Annotated in this window: 19 protein-coding genes; 14 read left to right on the forward strand and 5 right to left on the reverse strand. The window is 61.8% G+C overall.

Going from position 1 to position 18754, the window contains the following annotated elements:
- The first annotated feature begins 1085 nt into the window (after positions 1-1085).
- The 7 genes from ACZ45O_RS15080 (at position 1086) to ACZ45O_RS15110 (ending at position 8323) form a co-directional block, all read left to right on the forward strand.
- Positions 1086-1247: a helix-turn-helix domain-containing protein gene (locus tag ACZ45O_RS15080; RefSeq protein WP_464857800.1), complete on the forward strand. Its 162-nt coding sequence runs from the start codon at positions 1086-1088 to the stop codon at positions 1245-1247.
- Positions 1202-1672: an IS21 family transposase gene (locus ACZ45O_RS15085; protein ID WP_464854131.1), complete on the forward strand. Its 471-nt coding sequence runs from the start codon at positions 1202-1204 to the stop codon at positions 1670-1672. Before ACZ45O_RS15080 ends, ACZ45O_RS15085 begins: the two co-directional genes overlap by 46 nt.
- A 654-nt stretch (positions 1673-2326) precedes the next feature.
- Positions 2327-3103 carry an HAD family hydrolase gene (locus ACZ45O_RS15090; protein ID WP_464854133.1) on the forward strand — a complete coding sequence of 259 codons (777 nt, stop codon included), beginning with the start codon at positions 2327-2329 and terminating at the stop codon, positions 3101-3103.
- Positions 3055-3786, forward strand: coding sequence for a thymidylate synthase (locus ACZ45O_RS15095; RefSeq protein WP_464854135.1), 732 nt, complete (start codon positions 3055-3057; stop codon positions 3784-3786). The genes ACZ45O_RS15090 and ACZ45O_RS15095 overlap by 49 nt, the downstream gene beginning before the upstream one ends.
- A 233-nt stretch (positions 3787-4019) precedes the next feature.
- Positions 4020-5786, forward strand: a complete 1767-nt coding sequence (locus ACZ45O_RS15100) for an ABC transporter ATP-binding protein (RefSeq protein WP_464854137.1) — start codon at positions 4020-4022, stop codon at positions 5784-5786.
- 13 nt (positions 5787-5799) lie between these two features.
- Positions 5800-7503: an ABC transporter ATP-binding protein gene (locus ACZ45O_RS15105; protein WP_464854139.1), complete on the forward strand. Its 1704-nt coding sequence runs from the start codon at positions 5800-5802 to the stop codon at positions 7501-7503.
- Positions 7504-7894: 391 nt separating this feature from the next.
- Positions 7895-8323, forward strand: coding sequence for a hypothetical protein (locus tag ACZ45O_RS15110; RefSeq protein ID WP_464854140.1), 429 nt, complete (start codon positions 7895-7897; stop codon positions 8321-8323).
- Positions 8324-8453: 130 nt separating this feature from the next.
- Here the strand turns inward: ACZ45O_RS15110 and ACZ45O_RS15115 are convergent, their stop codons facing one another.
- On the reverse strand, positions 8454-9386 hold the full coding sequence (locus ACZ45O_RS15115) for a TerC family protein (protein WP_464854141.1): 933 nt from the start codon (positions 9384-9386) through the stop codon (positions 8454-8456).
- Between the two features lie 478 nt (positions 9387-9864).
- Between ACZ45O_RS15115 and ACZ45O_RS15120 the strand changes: the two genes are divergently transcribed.
- A complete protein-coding gene (locus ACZ45O_RS15120) occupies positions 9865-11223 on the forward strand; it encodes an IS1182-like element ISSyth1 family transposase (protein ID WP_464857802.1) in 1359 nt (452 codons plus the stop codon).
- A 106-nt stretch (positions 11224-11329) separates the two neighbouring features.
- Here ACZ45O_RS15120 and istB read toward each other — a convergent pair whose 3' ends face one another.
- Together istB and istA are read right to left on the reverse strand one after the other, a co-directional pair.
- Complete coding sequence (gene istB, locus ACZ45O_RS15125; protein WP_464854143.1) at positions 11330-12085, reverse strand: IS21-like element helper ATPase IstB; 756 nt, start codon at positions 12083-12085, stop codon at positions 11330-11332.
- Positions 12086-12088: 3 nt separating this feature from the next.
- Positions 12089-13615: an IS21 family transposase gene (gene istA / locus ACZ45O_RS15130; protein WP_011194407.1), complete on the reverse strand. Its 1527-nt coding sequence runs from the start codon at positions 13613-13615 to the stop codon at positions 12089-12091.
- A gap of 323 nt (positions 13616-13938) precedes the next feature.
- On the opposite strand from istA, the gene ACZ45O_RS15135 reads away from it, so the two are divergent.
- The 6 genes from ACZ45O_RS15135 (at position 13939) to ACZ45O_RS15160 (ending at position 17926) form a co-directional block, all read left to right on the forward strand.
- The gene (locus ACZ45O_RS15135) at positions 13939-14415 is read left to right on the forward strand and encodes a hypothetical protein (protein WP_464854145.1); all 477 of its coding nucleotides are present in this window, start codon (positions 13939-13941) and stop codon (positions 14413-14415) included.
- Between the two features lie 253 nt (positions 14416-14668).
- Positions 14669-14953 (forward strand): CD3324 family protein, encoded by a 285-nt coding sequence (locus tag ACZ45O_RS15140; protein ID WP_464854147.1) that lies wholly within the window; start codon positions 14669-14671, stop codon positions 14951-14953.
- Positions 14954-15062: 109 nt separating this feature from the next.
- Positions 15063-15536 carry a stage V sporulation protein AC gene (gene spoVAC / locus ACZ45O_RS15145; RefSeq protein ID WP_464854148.1) on the forward strand — a complete coding sequence of 158 codons (474 nt, stop codon included), beginning with the start codon at positions 15063-15065 and terminating at the stop codon, positions 15534-15536.
- A gap of 10 nt (positions 15537-15546) precedes the next feature.
- On the forward strand, positions 15547-16563 hold the full coding sequence (gene spoVAD / locus ACZ45O_RS15150) for a stage V sporulation protein AD (RefSeq protein ID WP_464854150.1): 1017 nt from the start codon (positions 15547-15549) through the stop codon (positions 16561-16563).
- Positions 16564-16567: 4 nt separating this feature from the next.
- On the forward strand, positions 16568-16918 hold the full coding sequence (spoVAE, locus tag ACZ45O_RS15155; protein ID WP_464854152.1) for a stage V sporulation protein AE: 351 nt from the start codon (positions 16568-16570) through the stop codon (positions 16916-16918).
- Positions 16919-17302: 384 nt separating this feature from the next.
- Entirely contained in the window at positions 17303-17926 is a 624-nt protein-coding gene (locus ACZ45O_RS15160; protein WP_464857803.1) for a superoxide dismutase, read from the forward strand.
- Between the two features lie 105 nt (positions 17927-18031).
- Here the strand turns inward: ACZ45O_RS15160 and ACZ45O_RS15165 are convergent, their stop codons facing one another.
- Both ACZ45O_RS15165 and ACZ45O_RS15170 read right to left on the reverse strand, forming a co-directional pair.
- On the reverse strand, positions 18032-18475 hold the full coding sequence (locus tag ACZ45O_RS15165; RefSeq protein ID WP_464854153.1) for a hypothetical protein: 444 nt from the start codon (positions 18473-18475) through the stop codon (positions 18032-18034).
- An 18-nt stretch (positions 18476-18493) separates the two neighbouring features.
- Entirely contained in the window at positions 18494-18715 is a 222-nt protein-coding gene (locus tag ACZ45O_RS15170) for a hypothetical protein (RefSeq protein ID WP_464854155.1), read from the reverse strand.
- Positions 18716-18754 lie beyond the last annotated feature (39 nt).

Raw genomic sequence — 18754 nt, forward strand, 5'->3', positions numbered from 1 at the left:
GAATGAGGTCGGCGATATGTTTCATACCGTGTTGCTCCAAATACTCAATGAACACTGGCCAAGGCGGTATGTTGCTTCGGTAGGGATGGTCACATGGACCTGTATACATACCGCCTCCTGGACCAGTGTATAACCCGCCCCCTGGGCCAGTATATAGGCCGCCCCCTGGACCAGTGTATAACCCGCCCCCTGGGCCAGTATATAAGCCGCCCCCTGGACCAGTGTATAACCCACCCCCTGGGCCGGTATAGAGTCCACCCCCTGGACCAGTATACAACCCCCCGCCTGGGCCGGTATACGCTCCGCCACCGGGTCCCGTGTACATGCCGCCGCCCGGGCCGGTGTAAAGACCTCCGCCAGGCCCCGTATACTGATCTCGAGGCCAAGTATTACGCACAACTGGGCCCTCCCTTCCTAAAAAGCCAACACGCTATACCGCTCTCACTAGGCAGCTCGAGCCTTCGGACCAAAATCCCTGACAGGATTCAGGCCTTTGTGTCCCTGCACACCGCGAGATGAGACTTGCTTCATAGTATTTCGACAAGTGAATGACGCGCACCTGCCAGTCCGAATGGACTCACCGAGAACTGGTATCGACCAAAGAGGTAGGATTGGAGACTAAACAAAACAAGACCTTACCAAGACAACAGGTCCTGTTTGCCTCCGCTGTTGGTCCGGGGGTCGGGGGTGCATTTGGCCGGTGCGGTCATGCCGGGCAACCGGTTGGGTGAGGGCGGCATCAGTAGTGAGCTCGAACAGGGTGACACAATCAGATCAACCCCCGTTCTTGGCGGGGGTTACAGGGCTGATATGGAGCGTTGTAAGCGCCGGATGTAAAATGACCCAGTAGCGCCGGAAAAGAAATGACCCAGCCCTGGCCGAAATACGCACTAGCTTCGACTTCCGCCAAGATGACGAAGGAGTGCTTAAACAAAATGCTCTGGAGTGGGTGTGTTTGATAACCTAAGAGTGAGCCATTTGGGGGCCATTTGATCACGCAAAAGTGAGCCACCTCTAACTTCCAGACCTGTAAACTGGGATGTACGGCATTTCCAGTTTGCAGGGGTGAAAGGATGAAGATCGAGATGGCCCATGTTGAGCGTATCAGATGGCTGCTGCATGTGGAAGGGAAATCGCAGCGACAGGTCGCCAAAGTGCTCGGGATCCCCCACCAGACAGTGGCCAAGTATGCCAACCCGAGGTGCCCCGCTACCAGCGGCGGAAGCCAGCCGGGCAGCTGGTTCTGACCCCCGAGTTCCAGATGCAGATCGAGCGGCGGCTGGCGGAGAACGAGACCCTGCCCCGGAAGCACCGGTGGACCGGCAAGACGATCTACGAAGAACTGGTGGCTATAGGCTACCAGGGCAGTGAGCCCTCCGTGCGGCGTCACATCGCCAAGGTCCGGAAGGTGAAGCGCAAGCAGGCGGTCTTCCTCCCCCTGGCCCATAACCCGGGCGAGAGTATCGAGTTCGACTGGGGCGAGGCGGTGCTCATCCTCGATGGCGTGGAGCTCTCGGCGCAGATCCTGTGCGTCCGTCTGCGCTGGAGTGGCATGCCCGTCGTAATTGCCTACCCGAACCAGCGCCAGGAAGCCATGTTTGACGGCATCCGGCGGGCGCTGGAGTTGCTGGGCGGCGTCCCCCGCCGCATGACGTCGGACAACCTCAAATAGGCCGTGAAACGCATCCTGGAGGGCCGCAACCGGGAGGAGCAGGACGACTTTCTCAGCTTCCGTACCCACTACCTCATCGACAGCAATGCAACCCCGCCTTCGGCCACGAGATAGACGGCAGGAAACCCGCAGCGGGGATCCGTCAAAGCTCACGAAGCCATCGCGGGCGACTTTACGCTCTTCGGATAGTAACTAAGTGAGTAGCGTACGTCCGGGGAGCGGCTGTAGTTGCTCTCGTTGCCGCAGATCACAAGGCCGTTGGTGTGTGGTACCGTGCGTTCACCGGCTCACCTGCTCGCACCAAGTTAGCCGAGCGATTTCACGGAGACTCTTGCCCTTTGCCGCTAACTCGTGTCGCGTCAAAACTGACCCACCTCCAAGCATTTCGTGGACACCTCCTACCAGTGTGGTAGCTAGTCAGGAGGTGTCTTCGATGGGGGTGGGTCCAATTCATTTCGGTACTACAGGGTCAATGTATCACCGGCAGTGAGACCAACCGACCTCAAGGAATCCCTGCCCATGCACACGCATATGAAGTCCCCATTCGTACGACTTGTCGGTAATGAACATATAATCGCTATTGACAGTATCTGCACACTGTGAGAATATTATTTTGGATCCTCTGAGAGCCGGTTCTCTTTGGGAGGCTGTTGCATGGCGTGGGTACTGTTCGACCTTGATGACACGCTACTACATACATCTCCAATTTACGAACGGGTTCGTCAGGACTTCGGCCAGGCCATGGAAGCTCGTGGTCTCGGCCCTGCAGCGGAGGCCGTCAGCCTTCTATGGCGAGTTGATTCTCGCAACCGGACCACCCTGGGTGTAGCAAAAGAACGGCTTGCGATTTCTATGTACGACACGTATCGCGCCCTAGTTGAGAAAGCAGGTGCGGCACCCGACCCCGTGGTTCGGGATGAGTGTTTCGCACGGCTTGGGACCATCGTCAATCATCGGTACCGATTGGTGTGGGGGGCGCGTAAGGTGTTGTCTGCATGCGTCGCTTATGGGCACCATTTAGTCCTCTACACCCGTGGCGACCGGGAATTGCAGCAGCGGAAGATCCGGCAGGCGGGTATCATTCATCACTTCTGTCATGCAGAAATTCTTGACAGAAAGGGACTAGAACAGTTACAGGACTTACTGTCTCGTTTGGGAATCTCCGCTTCAGACGCTTGGATGGTAGGCGATGAGATTAGAGCAGACATTGAGCCGGCCCTAGCTCTGGGAATGCGAGCCATCAGGGTTTGGGGTTACCACGAGGCGGAACCGGCCCCTTTGCCAGTGTCGGATCTGTTATATAATGTCAGGATCATCACGCATGTTTTACCAATACTTTGCCCCCGATTTGTTTCTGTTAGGGAAAGGAACGGCGCGAGTACATGTTTATCGAAGCCGATTCGGTCGATCAGGTCCAACGTAGTGTCGTAAAGGTTCTGCTCTCCAAGGGGCGACGAGTACGGCCCCGAGGTCAGTGGGTTTACGAGGTTACGGGCCTGTCGTTCAGGTTGAACAATCCCCGAGCACGACTGGTGTATAGTAAAGCACGTAAGTTTAGCCTTCCCTTTGCGGTTGGTGAAATGTGCTGGTACCTACGCGGAACCAATCGCTTGGACATCATCTCCTACTACAGCAGGAGGTATCGCCAGTTCTCGGACGATGGTATGACACTCTACGGCGCCTATGGCAGACGCCTATTCACGAACGAGTTGACCGGTTCGGTACAGTGGCAAGCTGCCCTGCGTTGTCTACAAAGGGACCCGGATACCCGCCAAGCCGTCCTGCACCTCCATCTCCCCCAGGATCTCCTCGCTGACACTAAGGATGTGCCTTGTACTTGTTACCTCCAATTTTTCATCCGAGAAAATCGTTTGGAAATGATTGTGAATATGCGTTCGAACGACATCATCTGGGGCACCGCTTACGATGTATTCAGCTTCACGATGATGCAGGAGATTATGGCTCGGCAACTCCGGCTTGAGGTCGGACCTTACATGCACTTTGCCGGCAGCATGCACATCTATGATCGTCATCTCCAGATGGCAGAGGAAATCCTTTCAGAGCGGCCCTACCGGACGTTTGAGATGCCCCGCATGCCGGAAGACCCCTGGTAGGGGCTGCACGAACTGCTGCGAACGGAAGAGGAGCTACGCACCAGCGGAGTGGCTTGCTCTTGGCCCGAGGATGAGTACTGGCATCAACTAGCAATCGTTTTGCAGATCTATGCAGTGACGAAGTCCGGCCACGAAGCGCACACCCTCTCGTTGCGACCTAAGTTGATGGGCTGTTATGAATCGTTGCTGTTCCGTGGTGACGCTTTGGTCAGGCGTGAAGGAGGCACGCCCCTATGAACAAGGGGCACTGGATGTGGGAAATCATACGCCGTCTAACATCCTTCCGAGGAGCCGGCCTGTTGCTGGTGGTCCTGACTGCTGGTGCGGGAGTTCTTGGCGCCCTTCCACCGCTGCTGATCGGTAGGATCATCGACGAGGCGTTGCCAGACGCCAACGTCCGGCAGCTCGCCTTACTGGCTGGAGGGGTTCTTGGCGCCCTTGTCGCCGTTGAAGTGCTGATGGCTCTCAGGCAGTATGTGGCTTCCGGCATCGTTCTCCAACTAAATCGGAACTTGCGGCTGGATGTTTACCGTTCTGTGTTGAAAACCCAGGTTGAATTTCTCAAAACCACACCGCGTGGCGATATTCTGCAGCGGTGTGTGGATGACGCTGAATCGCTCCAGTCGTTTAGCCTGGATACGCTCCCCACCTCGTTGCAAGAACTGATCAGCGCAGTGGTAGCGGTCGGCGTTATCGCCCGCATTTACTGGCCGTTGGGGATTCTTGGCGCCCTGGTCTACTCATTGTACCTGCTTCCGGTGCGTTACTTCGGTAACCTGCAGCGGCAGGTGGTAGCTGACCTGCGGAACCAGAATGCCCTTCTGCACCAGGTGCTTCAGGAGAACCTGGAGACCGTCCGCCTGATCAAGACGTTCGGTGCTGAGGAGCGTGAGTACCAACGGGTGCAGTCGCTCCAGCATCGGTGGGCAGAACTGGTGCTGCGACGGTATGTCACCGAAAACATGTTTCGTAATTTTCCGCGCGTCCTGGATGCCCTTGCGCCGGCCCTCGTATTTGCTCTGGGTGGTTGGCAGGTCTTCGCTGGCCGTCTCACGGTGGGGGACCTGGTTACCATCACGGGCCTGCTGCCGGCGGTAAATGCTCCGCTTCGCTCCTTTTCGGCTACCTTCCTTGCGCTCAAAGACGTGGGGGCTCGCTTGGAACGGGTGGTTGAATATCTTGCCCTCCCCGTTGAATCGGGTCAGCGGGGGTCACTCAAGCCAGTGGAGCAGATCCAAGGCCACATTGAGTTTCATCATGTCAGTTATCATTCCGTTCGCGGTACCGTCCTCTCCGACGTCTCGTTCACGATTCAGCCCGGTGAGCATGTGGCCATCGTTGGCCGGAGCGGCGCGGGAAAGAGCACGATCCTACAGCTCATCGTACGTCTGCTTGAGCCCAGCAGCGGCACCATCACCATTGATGGCCAGCCGCTGGCTGAACTGGACGCCGCAAGTCTCCGCGGGCGGATTGGCATCGTGCCCCAGGAGCCGGTCATTTTTAACACCACCATAGCGGAGAACCTCCGCTATGTCGGACGAAACGAAAGCGAGACAGAGGTTGCACAGGTCGCGCACCTCACTGGGGCGGACGATTTCATCAGCGCGCTGGAAAACGGTTACGAGACGGTCGTCGGTGAAAAGGGGGTCACTCTGTCCGGAGGACAGCGGCAGCGGCTGGCGATTTGCAGGGCGCTGCTCGGAAAGCCTGATGTGCTGATCCTTGACGAGGCGACCTCAGCTCTGGACCGGCACAGCGAAGAGCAGGTTCAGTTGGCCATCCGCCAAGCCATGGCAGGGAAGACTTGCTTGTTTGTAGCCCATCGGCTCCAGACCGTTGTACATGCCGACCGCATCCTCGTGTTGGATGAAGGGCGTTTGGTGGAGCAAGGCACGCACAACGAGTTGCTCGCCCGCGGTGGTCTTTACGCACAACTCTGGCAGCCGCATTCCGAAACTGCGGAGGAAGGGGCTGTTCTGCATGCAGGTAAGGCCCGTTGAGGGAGCCAGTCATATGCGCTGGCTCTTGGGCCTGTTTGTTCCCCACTGGAAGCGAGCAGTTTTCTCTGCTCTTCTGGTGATCGTCCGGTCTGTATTGCTCCTATGTCCACCACTGCTGGTCCGAAGTATCATCGACAAGGCTCTGCCTTCCGCCCAGGGGAACCTGCTGATCATCGCCTCAATCGGCATTGTGGCGATTCCCATAGTCACAGGTGCAATGATCATTTGGGACCTCTATGTGAGCGGCATTGCGTTGAGTGTCGCGGCCAAGGTTCGATCTGACCTGTATAACGGTTTGCAGCACCAACCATTAGAATGGCTGGCCGGTACGAAGACCGGCGAACTCATTGCGAGGCTGCAACGTGAAACCGAGCAGGTCTTCCTGTTTGTGTATCAGGGCTATGGAAGTTTCACCTGGTTCAACGTCACCATCGCCATCGGTCTCGGGATGATGGCCTGGCTCGAGTGGCGGCTCACCTTAACGGTTATATGCCTGCTGATCTTCCAATCCTGGTCCATCAGTCAGCTGGGTGAGAAGGTCAAGAAGGCCAGCCAAAATGTCGCAGTGGCGCATGCGGGTATCGTTGAGCATATGCGTGAAACCACCACCGGGGCTGTTTTCATCAAATATGCCGGCCTGGAGAACCGTGCCATAGACCAGCTATCCCGCCACTTGGACGAGCACTTCCGGGCTTACCGGCGTCACCTTGCGCTGGAGCGTACGGCCAGCGTGGTTAAGGCGGTGATGGCAGGGCTGTTGCCCGCCACGATCTATCTGTGGGGCGGAATCATGGTAATGAACGGCCACATCTCGACCGGTTCGTTGGTAGCGCTGGTGTCGCTGTACACTTGGATCCAGCCTGCCGTCTTCGGGTACCAGGGGATGTATTTGGCCATAATGCGGGTTTCCGTCAACGTGGCCCGATTGCGTGAAATCCTGTTCCCGGCACGGGTCAACGGTGGGACGGCTCGTCCGGCGCCGCCGCTTTCGATGCAGCTGCTGAATGTCTCGTTCACTTACGGCGGGGAGCGAAACGTTCTCCAGAACATCTCCCTCAAAATCCCATCAGGGCGCACCATCGCCATCGTGGGGCCGAGCGGGTGTGGCAAGAGCACGTTGGCGGATCTGCTTCTGGGGCTGCGCACCCCAGACTCAGGCCAGGTACTGCTGGGGCCGGAACCGCTCGGGAAGGTAGATCAGGAATGGTTGCGCCGGCATGTAGTGGCGGTCTCGCAGGATGTGCAGGTTCGCAGCGGCACGCTCCGGGAGAATGTGACGTTTGGCAACCCAGAGGCCAGCGACGAGGAAGTGAGCGAGGCGCTCCAGGCGGTTGCGCTGCATGATTGGATCCAAACCCTGCCAAACGGACTTGAGACTCGCGTAGGCGAGCAAGGCCTGCAGATTTCTGGCGGCGAGCGCCAACGCCTGAGCTTGGCCCGTGCCCTGTTGCGGCGCCCCTCGATCCTCATCCTCGACGAGGCCACCTCGGCCCTCGATACACTCACCGAACGCCAGGTCATGGCCAACCTGCGCCACAAGTTGCAGGGATGCACATTTGTCATCATCGCCCACCGCCTCTCTACCGTCGTGGATGCCGATCGGATTTACGTGCTGGCCGACGGCAAGGTAGTCGAGGCGGGCAGCCATCCGGAACTGATGCGGGCCGGCGGCATGTACGCATCTCTCTACCAGAGGCAGATTCAGCATGGCGAGTAGCGTGTTGCCATCGGGCCTGGCAGAAGCCTTTGGACTCTCCCCGGTAGAGATCAGAATGCGGTCCGGGCGGATGATGTCGGTCCACTACGACGTAGTGGATGCGACTGGACAGGAATGGTTCCTCAAGTGCAGTCCGACCGATCACCGGATCGAGCATCTGGACCTTCTGCGAGCGGTGCATGGCCGCCTCAACGCCTGCCGGATCTCGGTGCCGATCATGCGTCCTACATGCGATGGGCGTAGCGGATGGGTGGAGGGGGGCCGCCTGTATGCTTGTTACAGCCTGATGCCCTCAGAGCGCGATGCACTCCCACGTGAAGACGGAGAGGCCGCCGGCGCCCTGCTTGGTCGGATTCATAGGGCTCTGCACGGTGCTGCCTTCACTGGCGCTGTGTGGGCAAGGTCGCTCGCCAACCGGTCCGCCGCCGTCCGCATTCCGTTCTGCCCGTCGGCCAGCACAACCCGCATCGAGTTCCGCTCGCCGGATCCGGCCGCCAACCCGTACCTGGCCCTGGCGGCGCAGCTCATGGCGGGCCTCGACGGCATCCGGCGGCGGATCGATCCGACGGCTGCAGGCTTCGGCCCCGTGGATGTCGACATCTATCATCACCCGGAGGCGGCCCTGCTGCAGTTCAGGCAGGTACCGTCCTCGCTGCGCCAGGCGGTGGAGGCCTTGTGGGCGGACCACGACTTCCTGCTGGAGGGCGGGGTCTTCTCGGAGGATCTGATCGAGACCTTCATCGCCCTGAAGGAGGAGGAGATCCGAAGGCTGGAGACGCACCCGCACCCGGTCGAGTTCGAGATGTACTACGACAACTGAGCGCCGGGATGTGCCGGGGAGGATGAACCGTTCCCCGGCATCAGGAAAGGCCGGGAACCCTCCCTTGCGGACGGGTTTCCGGCCTTCTCCCTGCACCCGGGCAGCGCCGGGAATCGCAGGGCTTCGTCTGTCAGTCCGCCCCCTGCGTCGGGGTCCGCTCGGGGATGAGCAGCGAGGCCACGATGGCCACGGTGATGGTGCCGAGCACCAGGGAGAGCGAGATCCAGGTTTCAACGTGGTAGCCGAACGGGATCGCCAGCATCTTGCCGCCGATGAAGAGCAGAACGAGGGCCAGCCCCACGCTGAGGTAGCGGAACTTGTCGAGGATGCCGGCCAGCAGGAAGTAGAGCGCCCGCAGGCCCAGAACGGCGAAGATATTGGACGTCAGCACGATGAAGAAGTCGCGGGAGATGCCCATGACGGCCGGGATGGAGTCGACCGCGAAGAGCAGGTCGGTCGCCTCGACCATGACGATGGCCATGCCCAGCAGCGTGAGCTGCCACCGGCCGTTCTTCCGCGTGATGATCGCCTGGCCGTCGTACCCGGGGTAGGTGGGCAGCACCTTGGAGAGCAGCCGGTAGACCCTGTTGTCCTCCAGCGAGGTCTCGCCCTCGTCACCCTGACGCAGCATCTTGAAGCCGGTGATCAGCAGGAACACCCCGAAGATCGGCAGCAGCCAGGTGAACCGCTCCACCGCCTCCACGCCGACGAAGATGAGCACGCTGCGCATGACCACCGCGCCGATCACGCCCCAGGCCAGGGCCCGGTGCTGGAGGCCGCCCCGAATGCCGAAGAAGCCGAAGATCGTCGCGATGACAAACAGGTTGTCAACGCTGAGGGCCTTCTCCATGGTGTAGGCCGTAATATACTGCATCCACATTTCCATGCCGTAGCGGTAGTACACGTAGCCGCTGAACAGAAGCGCGAGCACAATCCACGCGAGCGAGGTGACTGCGGCTTCTTTCAGCCCGATGTCGTGGTCATCCTTGTGGAGGACGAACAGGTCCAGCCAGGTGGCAAAGATCACGAACAGAAAGAAGGCAATCAACTCCAGGGTGTGCACGGCGATCCCTCTCCTTTGCTTAGCTTAACGTTGCCGGGACGCCGCCTGCCATACCGGCGGCCGGTGAATACAGAAGGGGCATGACAAGACCCTGTTCCGTTGTGGAACAAGGTCTTGCCATGCCCCAGTTCTTCCTGGTGGCCGGAACAGCCGGGGGCGCCTCGCCCGCATTGACCGACTGTTCCACCCGCCTCGGCAGGTCGGCTACTCCCCTTGTAAACACTAGAATCTACCTGTTGAGTATACCGGCGGTCGGCCCCGGTGTAAAGATGCGTATTCCGGTCAAATCGACCAGTGATTCCGGTTCAAGCCGACCACCGGTTCTGATCCAAGTCGACCGCCGTTTCCGATTTCATCCGGCCAGCGCGGTGGCACTGAGGGGATGGAGCGAAGTGGCGATGGCTGGGCAGCGCTAGGAGCCTGTCTGAGTAAGCCAGTTCTGTAGGAGCAAAAGGGTTCGGTGTCCAATGTCTTCAGCATGAGCAAGAAGGCGTATCGACCGTATGAGCCCAATCAGCTGTTGCTGCTGCCCCCTGCCCTGCAGGACTGGCTTCCGCATGACCATTTCGCTTACTTCCTGAGTGATGTCGTGGACTCACTCGATTTAAGCCAAATCGAACAGACGTACGAGCGAGAGCTACGAGGTTACCCACCGTACCATCCGCGGATGATGGTCAAGGTGCTGCTGTACGCCTACTGCAACGGCGTCTACTCCTCTCGCAAGATCGAACGCCGGCTGCAGGAGGACGTAGCCTTCCGCGTCCTTGCGGCCAACAACCAGCCCGACTTCCGGACGATCAGCGATTTCCGGAAGCGGCATCTAAAGGCCCTCTCCGACCTGTTCCTGCAAGTGGTCAAGATCTGCAAGAAGGCCGGACTGGTTCGCCTGGGTCATGTGGCCTTGGATGGCACCAAGATCAAGGCCAACGCCTCCAAGCACAAGGCGATGAGCTATAGCCGGATGGTGGAGGAAGAACAACGCCTGAAGGCGGAGATCGCAGAGCTGCTCCAGAAAGCCGAGCAAGCTGACCAGGCCGAGGATCACCGCTTCGGCCCACATCGTCGTGGGGATGAACTGCCCGAAGAACTCCGCTTCCGTGAGCGGCGGCTGGCCAAGATTCAAGAAGCCAAGGCTGCTCTGGAAGCCGAAGCGCGCCTGAGGGCCGGCGCTGACGAACATGAGCCTCCCGAGGAGCCGGGACCCAAGGGGCCCAAGGGCGGTCGTCGGCGGAAGCGGCCGAAGGCAGAACCCGCACCAACAGCGCAGCGCAACTTTACGGATCCCGATTCCCGGATCATGAAAGGCTCTGATAAGCAGTTCATCCAGGGGTACAACGCCCAGGCCGTCGTCGATGCCGATACGCAGATTGTCGTCGCTGCTGCCGTAACAAACCAGGCGGCAGATGCTCCGCACTTGATCCCCATGATGGAGCAGGTCGAAACCAATGTCGATGAGATGCCGGAGGAGGTTTCTGCCGATGCAGGGTACTTCAGTGAGCAAAACGTTCAGTGGCTCTTGCAGCGGCGAATCAATCCCTACATTCCTCCGGAGAAGCAGCGGCACAGCGAACGTCGCCGTGCGAAATCACCACGCGGCCCGATTCCCAAGGGAGCAACGCTTCGGGATCGGATGCGGCGGAAACTGCAGCTAAAGCGACACGCCGAGCGCTACCGAAAGCGAGAGCAGAGCATTGAGCCGGTCTTCGGGCAGATCAAGGAGGCTCGTGGTTTCCGGCAGTTCCATCTCCGTGGACTGGAAGCAGTCAACGGGGAATGGCTTCTTGTGTGCCTTTGCCACAATCTCTTGAAGCTCTACGCTTTCAGCCAGGCCGGATAGACCCGAAATCTGCCTTCAGACAGCGCATGAAGAAGTAGGCACGATCGTTGATATCCAATCATTGGGAGTCTGCCCCTGTCTCACGTGCGGTTACCCGGACAGGCTCCTAGCCCATGGTTAACTCGGATGTCTGGAGGTTCGCTATCTTCCGCATGGATTCCCCCTTCAGGTTCAGTTTGTGCGCACCATGTACCAGGCGGTCCAGGATCGCATCGGCTACGGTAGCGTCGCCGATCACACTGTGCCACGTTTCGATCGGCAACTGCGAGGCAATCACTGTCGACCGTGCCTGTGTACGATCATCGATGACTTCGAGAAGGTCTCGGGATTCCGCCACAGAGATGGGAACGAGACCCCAGTCGTCCAGAATTAACACATCCGTCCGGGACAGGGTGTTGAGGATGCGGCGAAGGGAGCCGTCAACCCGCGCGGTAGCCAGCTCGGCAAGGAGGCGCGGCACCCGGTAGTAGCGAACGGTGTAGCCGTGCCGGCAGGCGGCGTTGCCCAGAGCGCACGCGAGAAACGTTTTCCCCACACCGGTGGGTCCAACAATCAGGATGTGCTGGCCGTACTCGACCCACTGGCATGCGGCGAGGCTCCGCATGACGGTTCGGTCCAGGCCGCGCGGATGCTGGTAGTCAACATCTTCCATGCATGCGGCCACGCGGAATTTCGCCTCTTTGAGAAGCCGAGCCAGGCGCCGGTTTTGCCGGTCGAGCCATTCCTGATCCACGAGGAGTTCCAGACGTTCCTCGAACGACAGGGACTGGAGTTCAGGTTGCCGCTGTTGGCGCACCAGGGCGTCAGCCATGCCGCGAAGCCGCATTTCCCGAAGCCTTTCAATCGTCGTCTGCAAGGGCATTCGTTACGGCCCTCCCCCTGCGTAATAGTCGGGGCCCCGCAGATTGGGGTGCACCGGAGTGGCCTGGTTGTCCGGTGGGCCAGGCAGCGGCGCTTGATCCAGGTTATGGGCCAGGATGGACTTCACACTGCTGTAGCTGAACGTCCGGGCCGCACATGCCCGGGCGGCGGCCGCTTCGAGACGGTCGGAGCCATACTTCCTGGCCAGGTGGATGATGCCAAGGCACGACCGGAAGCCCTGCTCCGGATGCGGCTTCTCCTCCAGGATCGTCACCACCAACTGCGCCGTGTGGGGTCCGACCGATTCCGCCCAACGCCGCAACTTGGACGGGGTCCATTCCCGATGCCGGCGGTGGGAGGCTGGCATGTGCTGAATCTGGGTGACGGACCGTCCACGGCCGGTCGCCCGTGGATGGCAGGCTACTCGTTTTCCCCGGTGCAAGATTTCCACCAGGCCGTCCGTGAGGCGGATATCCACCGTCTCCCCAACCAACGGGTACGGGACACTGTAGTAGTTGCGGTCGACCTCGACATGGTAGTCGAGATTGACCTTGGCTTTCCGCCACTCAGCAAACTCATAACGCTGCGGCGGTAAAGGGCGCAACGCCGGCTTGTCCAGCGTTTCGTACAGGCTCCGGCGCGTTCCTTCGAGTTTTTGGAACGGTCGGTCATTGAGTCTGGCCACGGCCTCTCGAATTGCCCGGTTCGCGTCGTGAAGACTGAAAAAGGTGTGGTTCCGCAGGGCGGCAAGAATCCAGCGCTCCACCACCAGGACCGCGTTTTCGACTTTCGCCTTATCCCTGGGGCTGCGGGGTCTTGCCGGAATGACCGCAGCGCCGTAATGGGCCGCCATTTCCTGATAAGCCGGGTTGAGATCCGGTTCGTAGCGGCAAGCGCGGGTGACGCCGGCCTTCGGATTGTCCGGCACGATGATCTCTGGAACGCCACCGAAGAACTCCAGGGCGTCGCAGTGGGCTTTGATCCAGGAACGCAGGTCCTGAGCCGGATAGGCCTTGGCAAAGGTGTAATTGCTGGCCGGCAGAACGGCAACAAAGATCGGAGCCTGCCAAACCTCTCCCGTCTCGCGGTCATGAATGGGCACGGTATCGCCGGCGAAATCCACCTGCATCTGCTCACCTGCCCGATGCGGTTGCCGGAGAACGACATCGAGCTTGGAACGCCACTGCCGGTATCGCTGGCAGAACTGGCTGTACTGCAGCCCATCTGGATGATTCTGCTTATATTCCCACCACAGGAGCTGCAGGGTAACCCCTTTTCGGGCCAGTTCCCGGTGGATGTAGGCCATGTCTGGCAAGGGCCGCTCTACTAGCCCTTGGGGGTTTCCTGGGTAAAGCTTGGCCTCAAGTTCTGCGTCGTCGATGTTCGGCAGCGGCCAGGAAAGGCCGGAGCATTCAAACCGCCGAAGCATGTCCAGCACGGTGCTGTGCGAGATCGAGAGGCTCCGGGCAATCTGCCGGGCGGAGAGCCCGACCTCCCACTTCAAGCGAAGGATCTCTCTGATCTTGCGCATCGACAACCTCCGATTTGCCAAGGCTTGCCCACGTCCTCTCGTGTGGAGATGTTATCCACAATTCGGGAGGAGCCGGCAAAACCCTGTAATGGTCGACCATGCCGCTTCGCTCTAGGATTCGAGCCGGTCGATTTGGGCCGGAATGGGCGGTCGACTATCCCCGCAAACGGTGGTCGATTTCATCCGTAATAAGTGGACGGATTCGACCGGAATGAGTGGTCGAATCCGTCCGGAATACGCATAAAGAGGTCTGTTCAGGTGAAGGGCTGGCTCCGGCCGTTGACGTCATACCAGCAGATGCAGCGCAGAAAGGGCGTGGGAACATGCAGACGGGACAGGTAAACCGGAACGTCATCTGGGGAGTGCTGCTCATCGGGGCCGGGCTGCTTCTTCTGCTGGGCAGCCTTGACATTGTGGTCTGGCCGCTGCGGGCGCTTTCGGGCCCGCTGGCCCTGGGAATTCCCGGGCTGATCTTCGCACTGGTGTACAACGGCAACCGGGATCAGTGGTGGGCGATCATTCCCGCCGGAGTGCTGCTGACCCTGGCCGGGGTGGCCCTGGTCGGGGGGCTGCTGCCCCGGTTCGATACCGGATGGCTCTTCTTCCTCGGGCTGGCCGTCACCTTCGGCCTGGTGTGGCGGGAGACGGGAGGCGCCCAGAGGTGGGCGCGGGTGGCTGCCCTGGTCTTCCTGGCGCTCACCGGCCTGGTGCTGCTCGGGTCCCTGATCCGGTTCGCGCTGCCTCTGGCCCTGCTGGGAATCGGCATTTACCTGCTGGTAGGGCGGAACCAGGCGGGCTAGCCCGGGGGAGCGGGAGGCGTCAGGCTATTGACAGGAGTCTGTCACACTCGCTATCATGATGCCTGAGCAGACTATGCTGAGAGGAGGTGCCGGAATGTCCATCATGATGCTCACGACGATCATCACTGCGTCTGATCGGTCCTTCCGGCACGTCCCCGCACGGTCTGCCTGAACGCGCAGCCAGGCCTGACCGCGGGGCGTTGCCCTGCGGTTTTTTGTCTTGTTGGTCAGGACAAAGGAGGCCTGGTGTTCCTTGGCACGGTACCTGAACGCGGCGGATGTCCTGCCGCCCGAACTGCTGGCTGAGGTCCAGCGCTACGCGGCCGGCGAGCAGCTATATATTCCCCGCCCGCAGCAGCGGCTGCCCTGGGGCACCCGCACGGGCGCCCGGGCCTACCTGGCCCGGCGCAACGAGCAGATCCGGCAGCGGCGGCGCGAGGGGGCGAGCATCGAAGAGCTGATGCGGGAGTTTCACCTGAGCTACGACTCGATTCGCAAGATCGTCAGTGGAAAGAACGGTTCTGCGGAAGGCCGGTAGTCAGACTGGCTTTTCTGGGATGGCCCGGCGAAAGGCAGGCGAGGGCGCCTGCCTTTTCGCATACCGCCTGCGCCGCAGGCGCAGACTACCTTCCCGGAGGTGTCCGAGCGTGACGATCCGAGAGGGGACCTCGCAGGAGACGCAGCAGTCCCTGTACCGGCAGATGGTCGCCAGGGCGGAGCCCGGACCGCCCCGGCTGCGGAACGCCGTGATGGCCTTCTTCACCGGGGGGCTGGTCTGCGCGCTGGGGGAGGGCATTACGGACTTCTGGGAGCGCGTCTTACGCATCTCGCACAAGCAGGCGGCCGACCCGACGGTGGCCACCCTGATCTTCCTGGCCTCGCTGTTGACCGGCCTGGGATACTTCGACAAGCTGGCGCGGTATGCCGGCGCAGGCCTGGCGGTGCCGGTCACCGGTTTTGCCAACGCCATGACCGCCTCGGCGATGGAGTTCAAGCGTGAGGGGCTGATCTTCGGCATCGGCGGGCGGATGTTCCAGCTGGCCGGCGCCGTGATCGTCTACGGGGTGGTGACCGCCTTCGCGGTGGGCCTGATCACCGGCATCGCGCGGCTGGTGCGGTGAGGGACCGGCCGTGGCGAACAAGCGCATCGGCGCTCAGACGGTAAGGCTGGAGCAGCCGCCCGTCATCATCGGGGCGGCCGCGGTGGCGGGGCCGGTGGAGGCCCGGGGCCCGCTGGGGCACGAGTTCGACCAGACGTACCCCGACCTGACCATCGGACAGAGTTCTTTTGAGAAGGCCGAGCGCCAGATGATGATCGACGCCTGCAACCTGGCCCTGCAGCGGGCCGGCATCACGCGGAAGCCGCCCGCGGTGGACTACTTCCTGGCCGGCGACCTGCTGAACCAGCTGATCACGGCCTCGTTCAGCGGACTGGAGGTCGGGGTGCCGATGTACGGGCTCTACGGCGCATGCTCGACATTCAGCCAGTCTCTGGCGATCGGCGCCAAGCTCATCGACGGCGGATTTGCCGACCGGGTGCTCTGCGCGGTCTCCAGCCACGTTGGCGCGGCAGAGCGGCAGTTTCGGTACCCCACCGAGTATGGCAGTCAGAAGAAACCCTACGCGCAGCATACGGTGACCGGCGCCGGAGCCGTGGTCCTCGCCGCCGCCGGTGAGGGACCCCGCATCACTTACTGCACCACGGGCAAAGTGGTGGACTACGGCGTTGCCGATCCGTTCAACCAGGGCGCCGCGATGGCGCCCGCCGCCGTGGATACGATCGAGGCGCACCTGAAGGAGACCGGGCGCAGCGTCGAGGACTACGATCTCATCGTCACCGGCGACCTGGCCAGCTTCGGCTCGCAGATGGCCGTGAAGCTGGCTGCGGAGCGCAACATGAAGCTGGACAAGAACTACCGGGACTGCGGGGTCATGGTCTACGACACCACCCGGCAGAATGTGCACAGCGGGGGGAGCGGCTGCGCCAGTTCGGCCATCGTGACCTGCGGTCATCTGTTGAAGGAGATGGCGCGGGGCAGGCTGCGGCGCCTGCTGGTGGTCTCCACCGGCGCCCTGTTTTCGCCGACCAGCTTCCAGCAGGGCGAGAACATCCCAACCATCGCGCACGCGGTCGCAGTGGAGGCGTAACCCGATGATGTACCTCAAGGCCTTTCTCGTGGGCGGGCTGATCTGCATGATCGCGCAGGTGATCCTCGACAACACCAAGCTCAGCCCCGGCCACGTGCTTTCCGGCCTCACCGTGGCCGGCGGCCTCCTCGGCGGGCTCGGACTCTACGACAAGCTGGTGGAGTTCGCCGGTGCGGGCGCTGCGGTGCCCATCGCCAGCTTCGGCAACGCGCTGGTGAAAGGCGCGCTGCAGGAGCTGGACCAGAACGGGCTGGTCGGCGTGCTGACCGGCATGTTTGAGGTGACCAGCACGGGAATCGCGGCCGCGATCGTATTTGCCTTCCTGACGGCGGCGACATTCAATCCGAAGAGCTGAAGGATGCGCCGGGCTGCCCCCCGCCCCTGCTGCATAGCGTAGTGGGTGGAAGGAGGGAGGCCCGGCGTGTTCGGCTTTCAACCCTACGACCCGTCGGCGCTGGTCTACCAGCACATCGCCGACTGGGCGCGCCACGTGCGCGCCTGCATCGCGGATCTGCGGGCCGAAGGCGCATCGGCGGACGATCTGCGGCCCTGGCAGGAACGGTTTGAACGGCTGGAGCAGAAGGCCCAGGCGGCTTCGGGCGCTGCGCGGCCGGACGGCGGGCAGGCGGACGCGGCGGCCCTGATGGCAGAGGCCTACGACGCCCTGGATGGGTTCCTGCGCGCGGCCGCAGGCAGAGGACCGTTGCCCCCGCCGGGAGAGCCTGCCCGGCTGAACCCGGTGCCGCCCGGAGGCCACCGCCTGCCGCCGCTGCCGTACCCGTACGACGCGCTGGAGCCCTACATCGACGCCGAGACGATGCGGCTTCACCACGACCGGCACCACCGCAGCTATGTGGAGGGGCTCAACCGGGCGGAACGGGCGCTCGCGGAGGCCCGCGCCTCCGGCGACTGGGCCCTGGTGAAACACTGGGAGCGGGAGGCGGCGTTTCACGGCGCGGGGCACTACCTGCACACGCTCTTCTGGGAGAGCATGGCGCCCGGGGCCGGCGGAGAGCCCGGCGGCGAGGTGCTGGCGCAGATCAGGCAGGACTTCGGAGATTTCGAGCGGTTCCGGGAGCAGTTCAGCAAGGCGGCCGAGAACGTGGAGGGGGGAGGCTGGGCGATCTGGGTGTGGGCGCCGCGGGCGAACCGCACGGAGATCCTGACGGCGGAAAAGCACCAGAACCTGAGCCAGTGGGATGTGGTGCCCCTCCTGCCGCTGGATGTATGGGAGCATGCCTATTACCTGAAATACCGGAACGACCGCTCGGCCTACATCGACCAGTGGTGGAACGTGGTGAACTGGCCCGCGGTGGCAAGGCGGCTGCGGCAGGCCCGCAGGCTGTACTGGGAGCCGGCGTGAAGAGGCGCGCCGGTAGGCCCCGCGAGGGGAGGGGCTGGGCGCTCAGAATGCGCCTTCGCCCCTTTTTCCGCGGGGCCTGTGACCAGCTGAGCCGGTCCTGTCGCGTTACGGCCGGGCCTTGCGATGGCTGCGCCTGGCCTTCTGCCATTCCTTCAGGAGCTTCTTCGCCTGCTCCTTGGTGATGCGGCCGTCCTTCACGGCCTGATCGAGCCGCTCCTTCACCTCGGCCTCGGAGGCGTGCGGGGAGAGTCCCATCCGGCGCATGGCCCGCCACTCCTTGAGGCGGGCCGCCTCCTCGCCGGTGATCTGGCCCTCGCGCTCGGCCCGGTCGATCAGCTGATCGATCTCCGTGTTGAGCTGGTCCAGACGGGTGCGCCGGAGCGTGCGTATATCGTTCAGGAGCTGCTCCATGCCCGGCGAGAGCTTCGGCGCGGCCTTGTCCGGGGCCTTCTCAGACGGGGAGCCGGCGGCCAGGGCGGTGCCGCCCAGCAGCAGCCCTGCCCACACGGTCACCAGCAACAGTGCCAACCAACGCTGCGTCGCGCGCATCCTGGAACCTCCCTCATGTCAGGTGGGGGTGGGATAGCCCTCATCCTCATCCTCTTCGAATTCCAAGTCGAGCCGGTTTTCGGCGGCAAACGCCCCTTCGTTGCCGCCGACCATGTAGCCAAGCGCTGCCGCTTCGTGGCTCCAGGCCTCTCCGCTCCTCATCTGCTGGAGCAGCCGCTGGGTTTCGGAACGGGCGGCCTGCTGCGCCCCGGGATCCGGGCGGTTCTGGTTCTTCGCCATTCTCTGCCCCCCTTTTGGGGAGTAGTCTGCCCCAGGTGG

This window comes from Symbiobacterium turbinis, assembly GCF_055383075.1.